19 protein-coding genes and 1 pseudogene are annotated in these 17,970 nt (G+C 38.9%); 13 read left to right on the top strand and 7 right to left on the bottom strand.

Annotation, left to right across the window (positions count from 1 at the left end):
- Window positions 1–88 precede the first annotated feature (88 nt).
- The 4 genes from F936_RS00815 to gmk all read right to left on the bottom strand — a co-directional run bounded on the left by F936_RS00815 (window position 89) and on the right by gmk (window position 3,910).
- Window positions 89–472, bottom strand: a complete 384-nt coding sequence (locus tag F936_RS00815) for a RidA family protein (RefSeq protein WP_002116996.1) — start codon at window positions 470–472, stop codon at window positions 89–91.
- Window positions 473–615: 143 nt separating this feature from the next.
- Complete coding sequence (locus tag F936_RS00810; RefSeq protein WP_005044009.1) at window positions 616–2,721, bottom strand: RelA/SpoT family protein; 2,106 nt, start codon at window positions 2,719–2,721, stop codon at window positions 616–618.
- Between the two features lie 208 nt (window positions 2,722–2,929).
- Window positions 2,930–3,208 (bottom strand): DNA-directed RNA polymerase subunit omega, encoded by a 279-nt coding sequence (gene rpoZ / locus F936_RS00805; protein WP_002116990.1) that lies wholly within the window; start codon window positions 3,206–3,208, stop codon window positions 2,930–2,932.
- Between the two features lie 72 nt (window positions 3,209–3,280).
- Window positions 3,281–3,910: a guanylate kinase gene (gmk, locus tag F936_RS00800; protein WP_005044005.1), complete on the bottom strand. Its 630-nt coding sequence runs from the start codon at window positions 3,908–3,910 to the stop codon at window positions 3,281–3,283.
- Between the two features lie 122 nt (window positions 3,911–4,032).
- Here gmk and ispH point away from each other — a divergent pair, with 122 nt between their 5' ends.
- On the top strand, window positions 4,033–4,983 hold the full coding sequence (gene ispH / locus F936_RS00795; RefSeq protein ID WP_003653781.1) for a 4-hydroxy-3-methylbut-2-enyl diphosphate reductase: 951 nt from the start codon (window positions 4,033–4,035) through the stop codon (window positions 4,981–4,983).
- Between the two features lie 12 nt (window positions 4,984–4,995).
- On the opposite strand, the pseudogene F936_RS18535 reads toward ispH, so the two are convergent.
- Window positions 4,996–5,248, bottom strand: a pseudogene (locus F936_RS18535) (hypothetical protein); the annotation flags it as partial.
- On the opposite strand from F936_RS18535, the gene F936_RS00790 reads away from it, so the two are divergent.
- The 11 genes from F936_RS00790 to rplS all read left to right on the top strand — a co-directional run bounded on the left by F936_RS00790 (window position 5,154) and on the right by rplS (window position 14,757).
- Complete coding sequence (locus F936_RS00790; protein WP_005044004.1) at window positions 5,154–5,594, top strand: pilus assembly FimT family protein; 441 nt, start codon at window positions 5,154–5,156, stop codon at window positions 5,592–5,594. The pseudogene F936_RS18535 and the gene F936_RS00790 overlap by 95 nt on opposite strands.
- Window positions 5,595–5,609: 15 nt before the next feature.
- The gene (pilV, locus tag F936_RS00785; RefSeq protein WP_004639691.1) at window positions 5,610–6,101 is read left to right on the top strand and encodes a type IV pilus modification protein PilV; all 492 of its coding nucleotides are present in this window, start codon (window positions 5,610–5,612) and stop codon (window positions 6,099–6,101) included.
- Window positions 6,094–7,011, top strand: a complete 918-nt coding sequence (locus tag F936_RS00780) for a PilW family protein (protein ID WP_005044003.1) — start codon at window positions 6,094–6,096, stop codon at window positions 7,009–7,011. The genes pilV and F936_RS00780 overlap by 8 nt, the downstream gene beginning before the upstream one ends.
- Window positions 7,008–7,697, top strand: a complete 690-nt coding sequence (locus tag F936_RS00775; protein WP_005044002.1) for a pilus assembly PilX family protein — start codon at window positions 7,008–7,010, stop codon at window positions 7,695–7,697. The genes F936_RS00780 and F936_RS00775 overlap by 4 nt, the downstream gene beginning before the upstream one ends.
- Before the next feature lie 25 nt (window positions 7,698–7,722).
- On the top strand, window positions 7,723–11,409 hold the full coding sequence (locus tag F936_RS00770; RefSeq protein WP_017390108.1) for a PilC/PilY family type IV pilus protein: 3,687 nt from the start codon (window positions 7,723–7,725) through the stop codon (window positions 11,407–11,409).
- 8 nt (window positions 11,410–11,417) lie between these two features.
- Window positions 11,418–11,981 carry a type IV pilin protein gene (locus tag F936_RS00765; protein ID WP_005044000.1) on the top strand — a complete coding sequence of 188 codons (564 nt, stop codon included), beginning with the start codon at window positions 11,418–11,420 and terminating at the stop codon, window positions 11,979–11,981.
- Entirely contained in the window at window positions 11,981–12,403 is a 423-nt protein-coding gene (locus tag F936_RS00760) for a type IV pilin protein (protein ID WP_005043999.1), read from the top strand. The genes F936_RS00765 and F936_RS00760 overlap by 1 nt, the downstream gene beginning before the upstream one ends.
- A 146-nt stretch (window positions 12,404–12,549) precedes the next feature.
- Window positions 12,550–12,801: a 30S ribosomal protein S16 gene (gene rpsP, locus F936_RS00755; protein ID WP_000260334.1), complete on the top strand. Its 252-nt coding sequence runs from the start codon at window positions 12,550–12,552 to the stop codon at window positions 12,799–12,801.
- Window positions 12,802–12,822: 21 nt separating this feature from the next.
- Complete coding sequence (gene rimM / locus F936_RS00750; RefSeq protein WP_005043998.1) at window positions 12,823–13,371, top strand: ribosome maturation factor RimM; 549 nt, start codon at window positions 12,823–12,825, stop codon at window positions 13,369–13,371.
- A 42-nt stretch (window positions 13,372–13,413) separates the two neighbouring features.
- Window positions 13,414–14,169, top strand: a complete 756-nt coding sequence (gene trmD / locus F936_RS00745; RefSeq protein WP_005043997.1) for a tRNA (guanosine(37)-N1)-methyltransferase TrmD — start codon at window positions 13,414–13,416, stop codon at window positions 14,167–14,169.
- 219 nt (window positions 14,170–14,388) lie between these two features.
- Complete coding sequence (gene rplS, locus F936_RS00740; RefSeq protein ID WP_003653770.1) at window positions 14,389–14,757, top strand: 50S ribosomal protein L19; 369 nt, start codon at window positions 14,389–14,391, stop codon at window positions 14,755–14,757.
- Between the two features lie 52 nt (window positions 14,758–14,809).
- On the opposite strand, the gene F936_RS00735 is transcribed toward rplS, so the two are convergent.
- On the bottom strand, window positions 14,810–15,751 hold the full coding sequence (locus F936_RS00735; protein ID WP_080595467.1) for a lipase family alpha/beta hydrolase: 942 nt from the start codon (window positions 15,749–15,751) through the stop codon (window positions 14,810–14,812).
- Window positions 15,752–15,866: 115 nt separating this feature from the next.
- Window positions 15,867–16,898 (bottom strand): lipase secretion chaperone, encoded by a 1,032-nt coding sequence (locus tag F936_RS00730; RefSeq protein ID WP_005043995.1) that lies wholly within the window; start codon window positions 16,896–16,898, stop codon window positions 15,867–15,869.
- A 153-nt stretch (window positions 16,899–17,051) separates the two neighbouring features.
- On the opposite strand from F936_RS00730, the gene truB reads away from it, so the two are divergent.
- Window positions 17,052–17,957 (top strand): tRNA pseudouridine(55) synthase TruB, encoded by a 906-nt coding sequence (gene truB, locus F936_RS00725; protein ID WP_004639671.1) that lies wholly within the window; start codon window positions 17,052–17,054, stop codon window positions 17,955–17,957.
- Window positions 17,958–17,970: the final 13 nt, after the last annotated feature.

Raw genomic sequence — 17,970 nt, 5'->3', positions numbered from 1 at the left:
ATCTGAGTGGTGTTCAAATTTTACGCAAGGGTGGTACCTAATTTAGAGCTAAATATTTTTTAATTTCGAGTGTTTAATATTTTGTATCTTATTGATTGATAATAACAATACCATCCATCTCTACTAATGCACCTTTAGGTAGACTAGCTACACCTAATGCTGCACGTGCAGGGTAGGGTTGAGCAAAATATTCACCCATAATTTGGTTTACAAGTTGGAAATTTGATAAATCGGTTAGGAAAATATTAAGTTTGGCAATGTCTGCAAGTGAACCACCAGCAGCTTCACAAACCGCTTTTAAATTATCAAATACACGGCGAATTTGAGCTTCGATACCTTCTACAAGTTCCATACTGTATGGGTCTAAACCAATCTGCCCTGAGAGATATAGCGTATTGTCTACTAAAATAGCTTGAGAGTATGTGCCGATAGCAGCAGGGGCATTTTCAGTATGAATCACTTGGCGGGACATTTGGTTCTCCTTGATTAAATCTCTTTCCATCATAATCGATGATAGGTTTGGACAAAAGTATCATCGATTTAATTGATTAAGTGGATTTGGAAAGTTTGATTTTGTTAAAGAAACATAAACCTGACCAATAGCTCTTGTAAAGACTAGCTTACTTTTGAAACTTCCATTTGGGGATTAGGAGCATCCAAACGTTCAATACGCGGGAAACCATAATGCATACGTAAGTCACGGATGACTTTTGCAATATGTTTACGGTTGTTAACTACAATATTAACAAAAGTTCTTTGCTCATTTGAATGAACCATCTCTACCCCAGCATTATTTTTACGACATTGATAGATCAGGTCTGATACCTGTTCATCATTCATTGTCATATCTATAGCGAGGTAGGCGGTAAAACGTACATCATCTACATCATCTGCTTTCCATTGAAGCGGCATAATATTTTCAGGATGTAGATGTTGTTCATGTAGCAAGTTATGGCAGCGGATGCGATGCACAATTAACCCACGACGTGTTAAGTGCCCCTGAATTGGGTCACCTAAAACTGGATTGCAGCAATGCGCATATTTAACGTCGATACCTTCAGTACTCTGAATAAGTCGATCTGAGTTTTCTACTTGAGGGTGTTTGTCATGAGCAAATAGGTGATTAGCCACAAGTTGAGGAAGTAAGTCACCAACCGCAATTTGTTCAAACAATGTATTCTTGTTATCGATATGACGCCATTGCAGTAAATCTAACCAGTCAGCATCAGAGAGATCACTGATCGAACGATTGAAGAGTTTTAATGCGCGGGAAAGTGCTTGCTCACCGACAAGACGCTGTTCTTCTATTTCTTGATCTTTAAGAACATGTTGTAAAGCACGGCGGGCTTTTTGCGTATTAATAAAGCTTAACCAGTCTGGATTTGGTGTTGCTAAAACATCCGTAATAACTTCGATAACCTGACCGCTAATTAATGGTGTAGATAATGGTTTAATCTCACCATCCACTTTTGCACCAACTGCATGGTTACCTAAAAATAAACTTGCTGAATAAGCAAAATCAACTACGGTAGCACCTTGTGGTAATTCATGGAGTTGACCATGTGGTGTGTAAACCCAAATTTTTTCTTGATGTAAGTAATCTAATAAATCATTGAAGGTTGTTTTTGCACATTCTCCATCGATAAGCGTATTCAAGTTCTGCATAGAGGCTTGAATGGCTGAGCGACAAGTTTGTGGTGCATTTTCACCTAATACTACACCAAAACGGGCAGCTTTACGCATAAGCTCGGTTTGAATGGTAAGAGATAATGTGGTTTTTTCACCTTTAAGTTTAATCAATAAAGATTGGTTGCCACCAGGAAGCGGACGACGGATATGGTCTTGGTATTGGATGACTTGAAAATTTTCTCTTAAAGCATCAACTAAGCGGTCACAGTCGGCAATTGTTTGTAAAACAATTTCAAAAGCATGGCTATGGGTAAGCTCTTGTAGATCCATCTCATTTTTAACGAAATGGCGTAATAATTCGATATTGTTATTTTTCTTTTTAATGCGGCCTTGAATATGATAGTTGTGGAGAAGTTCTGCGAGATTTTGTTCCCAGATACTTTGATATTTACATCGCTCTGGTTTGGTTTGACGTAGCGCATTTTGCACGTTATCAAACATATCAAGATCAAGATTTTGATAACAAAGATTTTCTAGATTATCGCCCATTTCATTCATGCCGACTAATCTCGCCATTGGCACAAAGATATCAAGAGTTTCTTGAGCAATACGGGCGCGTTTATCTGGACGTAAAGCACCTAGAGTTGTCATATTATGATAGCGATCGGCTAATTTAATAATAATGACACGTGGGTCCTGTAGCGTCGCTTGCAAGATTTTTCGGAATGAGGCGGCCTTGTTATATTCTTTATCACTTGACTGGCTAAGTTTGGTTACACCGTCAACTAGCTCGGCAACTGTCAGACCAAACTTTTCAGTAATATCTTCTTTTGTATATTGAGTGTCTTCAATAACATCATGTAAAAGTGCTGCCATTAAAGTTTCAGCATCTAAACGCATGTTCGCAAGAATGCAGCTGACAGCAATTGGATGCAGAATGTAGGGTTCACCACTTTTACGTGTAATGCCAGTATGCGCTAGATCGGCAAAATCACAGGCAGCAAGCACTTTCTCGACCTCACTTACCGATAAGTAAGGGTCGATAATCAATTTAAGCTGTTGCTTGGCTTGGCTGACCTCTTCGCCTGGCATAAATCACCCTTTTTCCTAATGCTGAGAAACTAAATCTATCTACTTCTTAATGAAAAGCATATTGCGGAACTTGTCAATTTTTTCATTTGAAAAAGTGTATTTTTTTTCAATGAAAATAATTGATTTTTTCAATATCTTTAAATTCAAGACAAAGCCAAATAAAAAACCACCGTAGAAAAACGATGGTTTTTTTATGAAACAGAATTAATTAGAAAGAAAAACCTTCTAAATTCAAGCTGTTTGTAGAAAGAGCAAGATCAAGACTAGAAGTTTGATAATCTTGTTCACGTTGTTTAAGAATTTCTTTCGTAACGTGTCCTGCCGCGATTTCGCGCAAAGAAACTACAGTCGGTTTGTCGTTATCCCATTCTACAGTTGGCTCCATGCCTTGACGTGCCAATTGACGAGCACGTTTACTTGCAACGAGCACAAGCTCAAAACGGTTGTCTACATGATCTAAACAATCTTCAACGGTGACGCGTGCCATAAAAGTTCTCGTTTTGGAATGGTGAATTTGAACAGACTAAACAGTATAAAAGGCTTTCGATCCAGACTCAAGTTATTCCTGTTTTGGTTGAGGAGTAATCAAGTCTTGAATTAATGTTTGATAACGTTTTGCTTGCTGGGATAACACTAAACGGTTTGCTGTAATCACAGCTTCAAGCTCATGTAAGGCTTTATTAAAATCATCATTAATAATGATGTAATCAAAGTTCGTGTAATGCTGCATATCTTCAACTGCACAGCTTAAACGATGTTCAATGACGTCAACTGAGTCAGTGCCGCGATTAGATAAACGCTGACGTAGGTCAAACTGTGTTGGCGGTAAAATAAATATTTGCTTGGATTCAGGAAAAAGTTTGCGTACTTGCTCTGCACCTTGCCAATCAATTTCAAGTAGAACATCGTGTCCTTGAGCTAACTGTTGTTTTACAGTTGCTTGAGAAGTGCCATAGTAATTACCAAATACTTCAGCGTATTCGATAAAGCCTTCATGGTTTACTTGGTCTAGAAAGTCATCTTTTGTAGTGAAGTGATAGTGAACACCATCTAACTCACCAGGACGTTGACCTCGGGTAGTATGCGAGACTGAAACATGTAAATTGCTTACACGATCAAGCAGGGCTTTCACCAAAGATGTTTTGCCTGTTCCTGATGCAGCAGAAACGACAAACAATAGACCCGACATGATATTTTTCCTGATATGATAAAATATCTTCGCTATTGTAGTGTACCGTGCGTTTAAACTGAATAGTTTTAATTGCAAATATTCAAGAGAAATTCCCCTGTTTTATTAATTTTGAGGCTGTTATGGAAATTGTGTTAGCTAATCCGCGTGGTTTTTGTGCCGGTGTTGATCGAGCCATAGCAATCGTCAATCGGGCTTTAGAATGTTTTAATCCTCCTATTTATGTACGTCATGAAGTTGTACACAATAAATTTGTGGTAGATGACTTACGTCAAAGAGGGGCAGTTTTTGTTGATGAACTAGATCAGGTTCCGGATGACTCAATTGTAATTTTTAGTGCGCACGGTGTTTCAAAAGCTGTTCAGCAAGAAGCGGAGCGCCGAGGCTTAAAAGTATTTGATGCGACTTGCCCTTTGGTTACCAAAGTTCATATTGAAGTGACTAAATATGCGCGTGAAGGTACTGAAGCAATTTTAATTGGTCATGAAGGGCACCCAGAAGTTGAAGGAACAATGGGTCAATATGACAAATTAAAAGGTGGTGACATTTATCTGGTTGAAGATGAAGCGGATGTTGCAGCACTTGCAGTAAGACACCCTGAAAAACTTGCATTTGTAACTCAAACAACTTTATCAATTGATGATACGGCTAAAGTTATTGATGCTTTACGTGCAAAATTTCCTCATATTCAAGGGCCACGTAAAGACGATATTTGCTACGCAACTCAAAACAGACAGGATGCTGTACGTGACTTGGCCGAACAGTGTGATGTTGTATTGGTCGTAGGTTCACCTAACTCATCAAATTCAAATCGTTTACGCGAGCTTGCAGAGCGTATGGGCAAAGCAGCTTACCTTGTAGATAATGCTGATCAGTTAGAACAGTCATGGTTCAATGATACTTGCAAAATTGGTGTGACAGCGGGTGCGTCAGCGCCGGAAATTCTAATTAAGCAAGTGATTCAACGTTTACAAGACTGGGGCGCCCAAGCACCTAAAGAATTAGATGGGCGTGAAGAAAATATAACCTTTAGTCTTCCTAAAGAATTACGTATTCATGTGACACAAGCATAAAATGTGACTTATTTAACATACTGATTTTAAAAAGTTAAACAGATAATTGTTGATATGACAGTTATCTGTTTTTTTATACCCTTTATCTGCTTTGTATTTGTTTTGTAAATCTAAACCGTAAAATTTAAATAATAAATAAAAATTTTTAAGTTTATTTGGGGTATCTGGGGATGAGGGGAATTATTCCGCAAGAAGGGTTCACCTTGGTTGAGCTCATGGTGACGATTGCGGTAATGGCTATTATCGCAATGATGGCTGCGCCGTCTTTTACTCAAACGATTCGTAGAAATGAATTGAGTGTTGATACTGGCAATTTTGTTAACTTACTGGCTGAAACTCGTTCAGAAGCTGTATTTAAACAAACTAATCGAGTGTTGGCTTTAGATAGTAGCGTGACAACCTTTTATAAAAAATGGATACCTTCTAACCACGTTGAGAAATACACTGGTGCTGCAAGTATTACGTATAACCGTCAGGGACAATCTACAGCAACTACAAACTTATGTTTTGTATTTCAACATACTTCAGATAACACTTTAAAATCCTATATTTATGTGCAAAAAGATGGCATCGTTTTTTACGATAAATCGGCAACCAGTTGTCCAGGTTAATTGGAGAAAATAACAATGATAACGACTCAAAAAGGTGCTGGTTTGATGGAGGTGCTTGTTGCACTACTTTTATTAAGTATTGCTGTACTTGGTTTTGTTGCTTTACAAGTGCGAGCAGTTGCTGCGAGTACTGAAGCAGGTCAGAACATTCAAGCAACTAATATTGCCCGAGACTTGGCAGAGCGCATGCGTGTGAACCGTACTGGTTTAAATAGTTATGTAGATCTTGGCGAAGGCGAAACATTAACGAATTGTTCTGCTGGTTTTTGTAGTGCTGCTAATATGGCGAAGTATGATTATGCTCAGGTCAAACAACGTGCTACAGACTTAGGTATGAGTCTTGCAGTGTTGAATTGTAAAGGCTCTACGTTAACTCGCCAATGTATATATATAGCATGGAGCGGTACAACAGCTACAGATGGGAGTAGTGGTTCAAATTGTACCAATGGCACAGCCTATGTACCTGATGCCAAATGTATCATTATGGAGGTTTATAACCATGATTAAACCTCAACAAGCTTTTACTCTGATTGAACTCATGGTTGCTTTAGCACTTGGTTTACTTATTGTTGCTGCAGGGCTTGCTGTTTTTTTAAGTAGCCAGCGATCAATGGGACTACAAAGTAGTTTAGGGGGCTTGCAGCAAAATGCCAATTTTGGACTCTCATCCTTAACATATGATTTACGCCATACCAATTTGAATACTGTATCCAGTCAATATGTAAATAATAAAGTGATCGGTTCAGGTATTATTTTCGCTAAAGAAAACCTTCCTATAGCTTTGCAGAATATTACTGATTTAGAAACTAAATTTGTATCTTTACAGAATAAAGATACTGACAACACTTCAGGGAAAAGTGACCAATTAACTATTCAATATGTGCCTGCTGCAAATGAAATTATAGATTGTGAAGGGAATTCGATTACCAGTGCACAGTCTAAAACTATTGTGCAACGCTATTTCTTAAAAGAGATTAACAAGCCTACAGGTGAGCCAGTTTCTTATTCATTGGCTTGTGATGCTGGATGGTATGCAACTGGTGATACGGCCATTACTGGGTTAGATAATAATGCTCAGCAAATTATGCAATATATTGATGTTTTCAAAGTGCGATTAGGAATTAAAAATTTAGTAAATAATAACTTACGTTATATGACTTTAGATGAATATAAAGCAGCTATGGGCAGTAGTGTTACTGAACCAAAAGAATATTTACAAGTAGTTTCAGTTGAAATAGGGGTTTTAGCACGTTCAACTGGAAAAATCGGTTCTGATTCAAATGTAAACACCCAAAAGATATTTAAATTGGCAGGGCAGACTGTGACACTAAGTGGAACAGATGCAGTCAATCAAAAATATTTACGACAGGCTGTAAGTCAGGTGGTGGCATTAAGAAACACATTGGGGGCATCATGAGAACAAAGCAGCGCGGTGCAACACTCATTGTTGTTCTGATTATTTTAATTATGGTCACTTTGTTGGGAACACTTGCCATTAAATCGGGGATATTAGGCTTAAAAATTGCGACAAATAGTCAAGTAAATGCCTTATTGCTCGAAAACTCTGATGCAGCATTATTTAATATTGAGAACCCAGCAAAGATTGACCAGCAACTGGCTTTAAATGGCATGTTTGCCTATTTTAACTCGGTAGATAATGCACAAGATGAATTGGTGTTTTGTTATAAGGCATCGGGAAGTACATTCTTTAGTTTACAAAATGCAAGTGCGATTACTTCCGATGGTAGCACAACGAAAATTGGGGTAACTGGTTTTTGTAAATCAAACTGGTTTGCAACAGGGCGTTCAGCTGTTTTATCTCAGGTGTATTTAACTCGTGCTGCAACCACCGCCAGCCCTTTTGGCAATGTGCCTCTAGGTACGAGCCAAGGGCAAAGTAGTATCCCAAGTATTTCGAATAATATTGGAGCAACCGTTATTTCTGTGTTGCCAAGTTTTGCTGGGGCGAGTAGCTCACAAATAGAAAATTGTTTTAAACAACGTGCTTCTTTGGTGGGAGCTTGTTTTGATGGATTAAACATACCTTATAACATGCAACATGCAGATTATACCGTTGGTGGTTCGCCTAAGTTGGCATCGTGATACAGAAAGATTGGGGATTGAAAAAATGATGAATTTGAATCAGAAAAAAATACTTTCTATAACGTTGTCAGCATTAATGACATTTACTACTTGTTATAGTGTTTCGGGCTATGCAAGTGATATTGATATTTACAGTGTCGGGACGGGTGGTGGTAAAACCCGAATTATGTTTTTACTAGATACATCAATAAGTATGAAAGCATCAAATAATTTTAAAGATGCTTGTGATGCTTCAGTATCGGAAAGTTCGTTAACAGTCCCTACAACAACTGATACATCTAGTAATACTTTTAATGGACAAACTATTCCTACTTATGCAAGATCTTATTGCCAAACGGGTGGTACAAATCAGCGTGTTTATTACTATAAGAGAACAAAAAGTGGTAGTACAACGAGCTGGGCTGCTTGTGGACCTTCATCGACAAATTCTGCTGATTGTACAGTTACTATTTTAGCCCCTACTTCTACTTCACTTACAGCTTATACAGCAGTTACGACTGCAACAGGAAGTAATAGCTGTTCGAGTAGTTCTTCGACTTGTTTTTATTATAAATCTGAACTTGTTGGAGCTACAAAATATTATGATCGTATTACTAAACTGAAAGACGGATTATTTGATGTATTGTTAGGGCGTAATGGTAGTGCAAAGTTGGGCGATAACATTATTGCTGGTTTAACCGATTTTTCAGGCACCAATGGCGGTACTGTTTTATTACCTGTCCGTCGTTTAGATGCGGTGGCAACAGAATGTGGGGGGAGTTTTACACAACGGCAATGTATGCTCTCTAAAATTGCAGGAATAAATGCAAATAATTATACCCCAACAGGTAATGCTTATGCGGTTGCAGCACAATCTTTACTAACGACTATTGGCTCAGATACTTCAAGTTGTAATGGTAACGGTATTTATGCATTGACTGATGGTGGTCCAACTCAAGGATCTAGTTATAATCCCCAGTCTAAAATGCAAAGTAGTGTTGGTAATATCTTTAGCTGTAAACGAACAGATTTCTATCAAGCTACAACTAGTTCCAGTGGAACGACATTGGTGAGTCCCGAAAGTGATGCACCTTGGCAATGTATTGAAGAGTTTGCTCGAACTTTAGCAACAGGCACGACTACACGTCCAGTGATAAAAACTGCTGCTGTTGGTTTTGGTAAGTTTTATCAACAGCTTTTAGATAATGGTTATGCTTACGATCGCAACTTAGATAATGCTGCAAATAAAAAAGAAATTGTTGATGCTTATAATGCTAATGTAATTACAAATGATTATGCAGGTGGTGGTGGGGCAACCAAAGCTGATATTACCAATACTGCACTTTGGGGGATATATGGTAAAGGGGGGTGGTATTCAGCATCTAATCCAGCGCAGATTGCACAAAGTATTGTTAATTTTGTGGATGAAGTAAAACCAACTTTTGATTCTGTCACCACAGGTTCTCCAACATTACCGCAAGATGTATTAAATCCATTACGTATCCAGCCTTATGCTTACTATGCCTCTTTTATTCCAAAACCACAGGATAATACTCAAATGTGGGCAGGAAATATGAATAAGTATCATGTAGTTAGTGGTGAGATTCGTGGTGCAGATAAAACAGCTAAATTATTTGATACGAATGGGGCACTTAATAAAAATACTACAGGGATTTGGAATGATAGTGATGGGGATGGAGTTACTGGTCGATTACCGCTAGGTATTGTAGATAATAATGTGAAGCGGACAATTTATACCAATCGAGAAATTACAGGGAGTGAGACACCTTATACTGCAAATGAAATTAACACATTGAAGAAAATAGATTTACAAAATTTATTTGCAGTGGACCCCAATGTTTCGGCTCTTTTTAGAAATGATCCACAAAAAAATTATTGGTTGAATTTGTTGGGTTACAACGTCCCAATAGCTGGAGATGCTCAATTAGCAGATTTTATTGGTAAAACAGTTGATTTGCGTCAAATCGGTGCAGTTATGCATTCCACGCCAATTCTGTTGACTCAAGAGGGTAAAATTACGGTTACAAATGGGCAATTGGATACTACAAGCCGGCAAGATTATTTATTATTTGGCACAACACAGGGTATTTTGCATGTCGTAAAGGTAAAAAATGGTAATACTGATCGTAAGGAGGGTGAAGAGGTTTTTGCTTTTGTGCCAAATGAAATGATGCAAAGTGAAAAACAAAGAACTGCTTTTTTACAAGAAAAAACCAGTAGCCCTGAATTACTCTATGGCATAGATGGTCCTTGGACTGCACACACGCAATATGTTGCAAAAGCAGATGGAACACTGACGGTAAATAATTCTGGACGTACTATAACTGATAGCACCAGTGGCGATGAAATTGCCTTAAAAGGTTTGCAATGGGTGTATGGTGGTTTACGTATGGGGGGACGCAGCTACTATGCATTGGACTTGTCTGATTTAACCAATCCTAAACTCAAATTTCATATTAACCCAGATGGTGCAATCAATGCCGATCAAACACCAAATACTGATAATGCACTCAGTTATATGGGACAAAGTTGGTCAAAACCGACCATTGCTTATGTTAATTTTGGCGGTAAGAAAAAACTAGTGATGTTTGTTGGCGGTGGTTATGACGCGGGTTATGAAAATCCAGCTTATGATCAGACCAATAATAAAGGTGCAGGCGTCTATATGTTTGATGCCAACAATGGTGATTTACTTTGGTGGTCAAGTGCTAATGCATCTGCAGATAAAGGTGCTCAAGCACATACTGAAAATAGTGATTTAAAATACAGTGTAGTTAGTCAAATTAATGCTGTAGATCGTGACAGTGACGGTTTAGTTGATCATTTGTATTTTGGGGACTTGGGTGGGCAGGCTTTTCGCATTGACTTAAATAACAATGCAACTGGTGATAATGCCGCAGCCAAAAAAGGAAATTTTGTAACCCATGTAGTACGTTTGCTTAATCAGCATGTTGATAATGATGGTACGAGCCCACGTTTTTATGAAATACCAAGTTTCTCTGTCTCTAAGGATGACAATGGTTCACTTGTTGGGGGTGTTGCGCTCAGTTCGGGTAACCGTAGTTCTCCCTTATCAGGCGTTGTTGGTACAAATAATGCGACTGCTTCAACAAGTGCAAATGATGGTGTATTTGTTGTTTTTGATAAAGATGTAGTCAAAACTAATTTGTATAGCTTAGTAGATACTGATTTAACGACCAAAAATATTGCTACTCTTAGGAATTTAAATACATATTTTACAGCTAGTTTTGCTGGTGATATTTATCAAAATGGGGTGAGCGTAGTTGCGAATGATGGTTGGAAATATACATATTCTAATAGTGCTGGTGTATATAAAGGCATGAATGGGCTCTATGCATTAGATGGCATGCTTTATGTCAATGTATTTTACCGTGATGGTAATGGTATTGGTGGTTCTTGTGGTGCTGGGGTAAAGGGTGATTCTAAGCTTTATCAATTCTGTTTGCCGACAGGAAAATGTAATTTTTATAGTGCCACCACAACGCAACCAAATAGTACAAATCTGGGTGCGGGTATTTTGGGTACAGGTATTGGTGATTATACTGATGGTAATAGTACTAGTAGTGTACTGATGAAAAATGTGACTTCGGGTAGTGATTGTTCAAATACTGCTAATAAAAACTTACCACAATGTCAGTTATTTAGTACCACTGCGAAGTTACAACATTTACGCTGGTATGAAACTCGCTAGGGGAAGTCATGTTGAAACAACGAGCTTTTACCTTAATTGAGTTAATGGTCGCTGTGGTGATTATTGCGATTTTGGCTGCTATCGCGTATCCAAGTTATACGCGATACTTTGAAAAAAAAGACCTGGCAGTAGCAAAACAAGAGGCTCAGCGTATTGCTACGGAGTTAGAGCGCTTTAAAGCTAAAAACTTTAGCTATAAAGGTTTTGATGCGACTTATCTTTATAATGCTGGAACGGTTACTCCCTATGATAAAACAACTGGTAGTTTGTTGTTACCGCTGGATGCGACGTCAACAACTGCAAAGTACACACTGACGTTATTAGACAGTACTCAACATTTACCTTTATCTATTTTAAAGGACTCTGATGATAAAGAGACGGCAGATTCAGCGAAAGTCCAAGGCCTAAACTGGGTTATTACTGTGGAAAGGGCTAAGGATAGTAGTGGTGAACCTAAGCAAGCTAATAACTATGATTTACTTATAAACAGCGACGGTTTTCGTTGTATGACAAAAGTTAAAAATGTAGTCAGTGGATATACAAACTGTGGCAGTAGTAGTGAGACATGGTAATGAAAAAGTATGAAGGTTTTACCCTCATAGAATTAATGATTGTTGTTGCCATTATTGCAATTTTGGCAGCACTTGCCTATCCCTCATATACTCAGTATAAAATTCGTGGAAATCGCGCAGATGTGCAAAGTGAAATGATGCAAACTGCACAGCGTCTCCAAAGTTATTATGCTATTAATCATCACTATACAAATGCAACGCTAGATAACGGGTTGACAAGTAAAGACTATCCCACCTCAAATGCAGTTTATAGAATTGCTTTAAATGTTAATGATCAAACATGGACGCTTACTGCAACTCCTAAAACAACTACGATTCAAGCTGGAAATGGAACTGTACTTTTGAACAGTGAAGGGCAAAAATGTTGGACTAAAGGCCAGTCTTGTACAACCTCTACTACTTCGAATTGGGATAGACGTTAATTTAAATTCAAAACTGCGGATAACTCAAAAAATAATCTTTCTTTCAGGGCGAAAATCACGTAGAATGTCGCCCTCTATGAAAGGGGTTTGAAGTGTTGCCGATGGTCGGCGCAGGGATAATCCGTAAGAATTATAAGGCTTTTATCATGGTTGTTATTCGTTTAGCACGTGGCGGCGCAAAAAAACGTCCATTCTATCAAATCGTTGTGACTGATAGCCGCAATGCACGTGATGGTCGTTTCATCGAGCGTATCGGTTTCTTTAACCCAACTGCACAAGGTCAAGCAGAAAAACTTCGTTTAGATGCAGACCGTTTTGCTCACTGGGTTTCTCAAGGTGCTCAACCTTCTGAACGTGTTGCTTCTTTAGCTGCTCAAGCTAAAAAAGCTACTGCATAATTTTTTTGTAGTAGGTAACCCATGACATCAACACAGAATGTTCCCGAAGATCGTATTCAGATTGGACAGTTACGTTCAGCTTATGGATTGAATGGGTGGCTCTGGGTGTATTCAAATACAGAACCCATGAGCAATATGTTTGACTACCTGCCTTGGTACATTGAGACCAAGGCCGGTTGGCAAACAATAGATGTAAAACGTTGGAAACCACATGGCAAAGGTCTAGTTGTTGCTTTGAAAGGTGTGAGTGATCGCACTGGAGCAGAAAACTTGGTTGGCGCTAATATCTGGGTTGCTAAGTCTCAACTGCCAAAAGCAGATGTAGATGAGTACTACTGGTCAGATTTAAAAGGCTTAATAGTGTTAGGTCTGGATGATGAAGAACAGGAAGTAAACTTAGGTAAAATTCATGAGTTGTTTGAAACTGGAGCCAATGATGTGATGGTGGTGCATGCTACCCCAGACAGCATTGATTCAGAAGAACGCATGATTCCTTGGCATAAAGATGTAGTACAACGTGTTGATCTTGAAGCTGGTCGTATTTACGTCAATTGGGGCGTAGATTATTAATCCTTTTAGGATTAATACAGCAGGAAAATAGAGGAGTCTGTGATGTTTTTTGCAGTCATTACGCTTTTTCCTGAAATGTTTGAAGCGATTACAGCCTACGGCATCAGCGGACGTGCGGCAAAACGGGATATTGTACAAGTTACTTGTATTAATCCACGTGATTTTGCTGAGGGAAACTACAGAAGAGTGGATGAACGTCCATTTGGTGGTGGCCCTGGAATGGTGATGATGGCTGAGCCTTTGGCGAAAGCAATTAACCATGCTAAACAGCTTGCCTCACAAGCAGGATATGTTCATGTTCCTGTAGTGTATATGTCTCCACAAGGCAAAACCTTAGATGAACAGGCAGTACAGCAGTTTGTTGATTACGACGGCTTAATTGTACTGTGTGGACGTTATGAAGGAGTGGATGAACGTTTGATCCAGCAATATGTTGATCAGGAATGGTCAATTGGTGATTATGTTTTATCTGGTGGTGAACTGCCCGCTATGGTGTTACTTGACAGTATTATTCGCCGTTTGCCGAATGTAATGTCAGATGAACAGTCAGCAGTACAAGATTCTTTTGTTGATGGTCTTTTAGATTGTCCACAATATACAAAGCCAGACCATTTTGAGGGGCTGGATGTACCAGAAGTGTTAAAATCTGGACATCATGGCAATATCGAAAAATGGCGCTTTTTGCAGCGGTATCAACGAACTTTAGAACGTCGACCAGAGTTGGCTGAAAAAGTAGAGTTGAATAAGCAGCAGAAAAAATGGCTAAAAGATGCGCAAGGGAGTGGTGGTAATTCTTAACCGCTATTCTCAGGAACGAAAGTTCTGCAAAAATACGAGAAGCAATGCTTCGAGTTAAAGCATGATTCTATTTAATGAATAGTTTTATGTATATTCTAAGGCTCTTTATAGACATATTGTCATAAAGGGAAAGATAAACGGGTTGATATGCGTTTTAGCCTCTATCCCCAGCGGAACCTCAGACCTCTTCTGACTCCGCACATATTGGAGATTCCCACAATGAGTGGTAAACATCCTTTAGTTCAAATTATTGAAAATGCACAGTTAAAAACTGATATTCCTGCTTTTGCTCCTGGTGACACTGTTATTGTCCAAGTTAAAGTAAAAGAAGGTGAGCGTGAGCGTCTTCAGGCATTTGAAGGTGTTGTAATCGCGAAGAAAAACCGTGGTTTAAACTCTGCATTTACAGTTCGTAAAATTTCTAGCGGTGTTGGCGTTGAGCGTGTATTCCAAACTCACTCTCCAATCGTTGCTAAAATCGAAGTGAAACGTCGTGGTGACGTTCGTCGTGCTAAACTTTACTACCTCCGTGACTTGTCTGGTAAAGCTGCACGTATTCGTGAAAAATTACCAGCTCGTAAAGCGTAAGCTTATACCGAGTAAAAAAATGCGCCTTTTGGCGCATTTTTTTGTTTAAAAATTATAGTCCTTGAAGTTTTAAACGATTTGCATGTTGACGGTAAACCGAGACAGGATCTGAAGCAAAAATAGAGCGTATCCCAAGCACTTGATTCACCTCATCTAAATGATTCCAGTTGTAATCATCACGAATGGTTTTACCAAATTTGGCGCTGCATCGTGAAACAAGCCCATCATTATCACCAAACGGATCGACTACTAGACTACTGCCTGTAAGGGCAATATCAAATGGATCTAATGGATTTGTTAAAGCTTTATTTCCTGAGAAAGAATACATATAAATACCTTTCTCTTGATATGCCCCCTCACCACAAGAAGTAGTTGGCATACCCATAGGAAATTGAGCATTAAACTGAGCTGAACCTTTAGTTGATAAGCTATGAGCACCTGCTAAAGAGTCGTGCGGATAACTTGTCGGATCTAGACCTCCTGCCCAAGTAATTGCTGCTGAAAACCAGTTTACTAAAGTTGCCACGCCTGCAAGAGGAGTACCCTCAACATTCAGGATGACATCTGCCATTGGTGATCCCTTATGAGGTGCGCCAATCGTTGTGAGTGATGCCACTTTTTCTGGCATGATACCAGCCACATAGCGAATTGTTGGCCCCCCGTGGCTATGACCGATTAAATTGACTTTGGGCTTACCGGTAATGGCAATAATTTCTTCTACTTGCTGTGCAAGTTGTTCTCCACGCACTTCTGTTGAGTTAAATGGTGAGACTCTTGTTGCCCAGACATTTCCTCCATTACGAGCAAGATCAGGAAGAATTTGGTACCAATAATCAAGACCAAGCGTATCTGTTCCAACTCGGCTAAAGCCTGCCATACCGTGATTAAAAACCAGTGGGTATTTTGTTTGTGCGTAAGATGAATATACGAACGAGCTTTTAACTTGTTCAGCATTTGTTGCATGGGCCGCTGAAATACTCAGTCCTGAGAGCATTGCAGCGCAGAAAAACATTAACTTCCTTTTCATTTTTTACTCACTATTTTTATTTTGTATGAAAAGCAGCTTCTTACTGCTAGTGAATGTTAGCCAGTTCCCAAAAAGGAAAGGCTTAGTAATTAAATGGCAGTTCACCTCCCTGATCATGGACCGTTTCAAAAGTTCGAAGTCTTAGTTGTTCTTGTGATGAATTGAATTGTTGTTGACGTAACTGCTGAATCGCTTGGTTTTTGGCGCTATCACTCATGTTACTTTTAATAATTTCATCTCGACCATCGAGGTAACTGGTGACCCTTTGTTGCCAAGCATTCCGTTGTGTATCTAAAGTTTCTAATCTTTGAGTTGCCTCGGCTCCAACAAGTGCTGTACGCATCTGCCGAAGTTCTTCTGCTGAACCCTTACGAGCTTTAATTTGTTTGGTCAGCGTATGTAAATCATCAAGTTTGGAGAGTTCTTGTAGGTTGTGTTGCCAGTCTTCTGGAAGTTCTTCGAAACGCTCTTTAAGCTTTCGTGCTTTTTCAATTTCGCTTAAAGAAGAGTCCTCAAGTATCTGCATTCGATCTAGTGTGTAGTTCTGATAGATATCTTCGCTCGAGAAAAGCCCTTCAATTTCAGAGGCCGAAAAAAAGCGTTTTCTTATATCTTGGATCGAGTTAAAAATCTTTTGAAAATAATTTTTATCTTGTTGTTTTGCTGAAGGTGCTTGCATTTGAGCAAGCTGTTCACGATATTTTAAATAACGGGTCCATAAGTCCATAATCTGTGAGCGAGCTGGCTCTAGATATTGTCCTTGAATAAATTTCCCAAAGTGAATTTTGATTTGTTCTAAATCATTTTCCCCATATTGGGTAATAAAATATTCAAAGCAGTCACGGGTTTGACTATTTACGACCAAATGTTGAGAACTATCAATTTTTAACTGGCAGTTAACTTCGGTGTCTTGCTGACTTTTACTATGGTACGCGTCTTCTTTTAGCGATGAATGATCTGTATGAGGCGCTGATACTAAGTTTTGAGCTTTATTTTCACTCATCTGAGCTGGTGTGTTTTTTGAGTCAGGGCTTAACCAATATACACATGTAATGAGGCCCAAAATACAAAATCCGAGCACACACCACAATACCTTCTTCTGCATCCCTTGCATAAAGATATCTTCCTTAAGTTTTAATTTGTTGTTTTTTTACTCGATTATTAATGTGCCATAAAATAAGTGAAAAGGCACCTAAATATTGTGAAAATATCTTGCCGAATTTGCTAACATGTCGGCACTTTTTTCTAGCTTTGTGTTCCAGTAAAAATGACGACAAAAAATCAAAAAATTTCTCGTCGCCATATCAGTGGTGTATTTCTATTAAATAAACCATTAGGGCTCAGTTCAAATGCGGCTTTGCAAAAAGTGCGTTGGTTATATCGCGCCCAAAAAGCAGGTCATACTGGAGCTTTAGATCCTTTGGCGACAGGGTTGCTTCCTATTTGTTTAGGAGAGGCCACCAAGTTCTCACATTATTTGCTGGACTCAACAAAGCGCTACCAAACCACTGTTCGGTTGGGGCAAACCACAACGACAGGTGATGTGGAAGGGGAGATTTTACAAGAACGCCCTGTTCCTGTTCTGAACCGAGAGCTTATTGAACAAACCCTAGAAAAATTTAGAGGTGATATTCAACAAGTTCCGCCAATGTACTCTGCTTTGAAAAAAGAAGGTAGGCCGTTATATGAGCTTGCCCGAAAAGGTATTGAGATTGAGCGTGAAGCACGTCCAATCACGATTTATGCTTTAGAACTCATTGAATTTACCGAAAATAGTATCACTTTGGATGTAACTTGTTCTAAAGGAACATACATTCGTGTATTAGGTGAAGACATTGGCGAAGCACTTGGCTGTGGTGGGCATTTAACGATGCTAAACCGGACTCAAACCGGACATTTTGAGCTTATTCCGAGTTATACCATTGAATATCTGGAAAGTCTGACAGAAGAGCAAAGAGAAGCTTTGTTACTTCCAGTTTATGCTCCAGTTGACCATTTCTTAAAAATTCAGGTTCCAGAAGGGCGTGAAAAATATTTTTGCAACGGTTTAGAAAGCAATATTGAGCATTCTGCAGAAGCAGAAGTTTTAGTTTTTTCGGAAGAGCGCTGTCTAGGTTTAGCCGAGATTACCGATAAAAAACGGTTGGTACCTAAACGTATCTTAAATTTGTAGTAGATGTAGAGTA

The organism is Acinetobacter calcoaceticus DSM 30006 = CIP 81.8, from assembly GCF_000368965.1.
Lineage (GTDB): Bacteria > Pseudomonadota > Gammaproteobacteria > Pseudomonadales > Moraxellaceae > Acinetobacter > Acinetobacter calcoaceticus.
The sequence above is the reverse complement of the archived record's forward strand: the minus strand, read 5'-3'. Positions and strand labels throughout refer to the sequence as shown.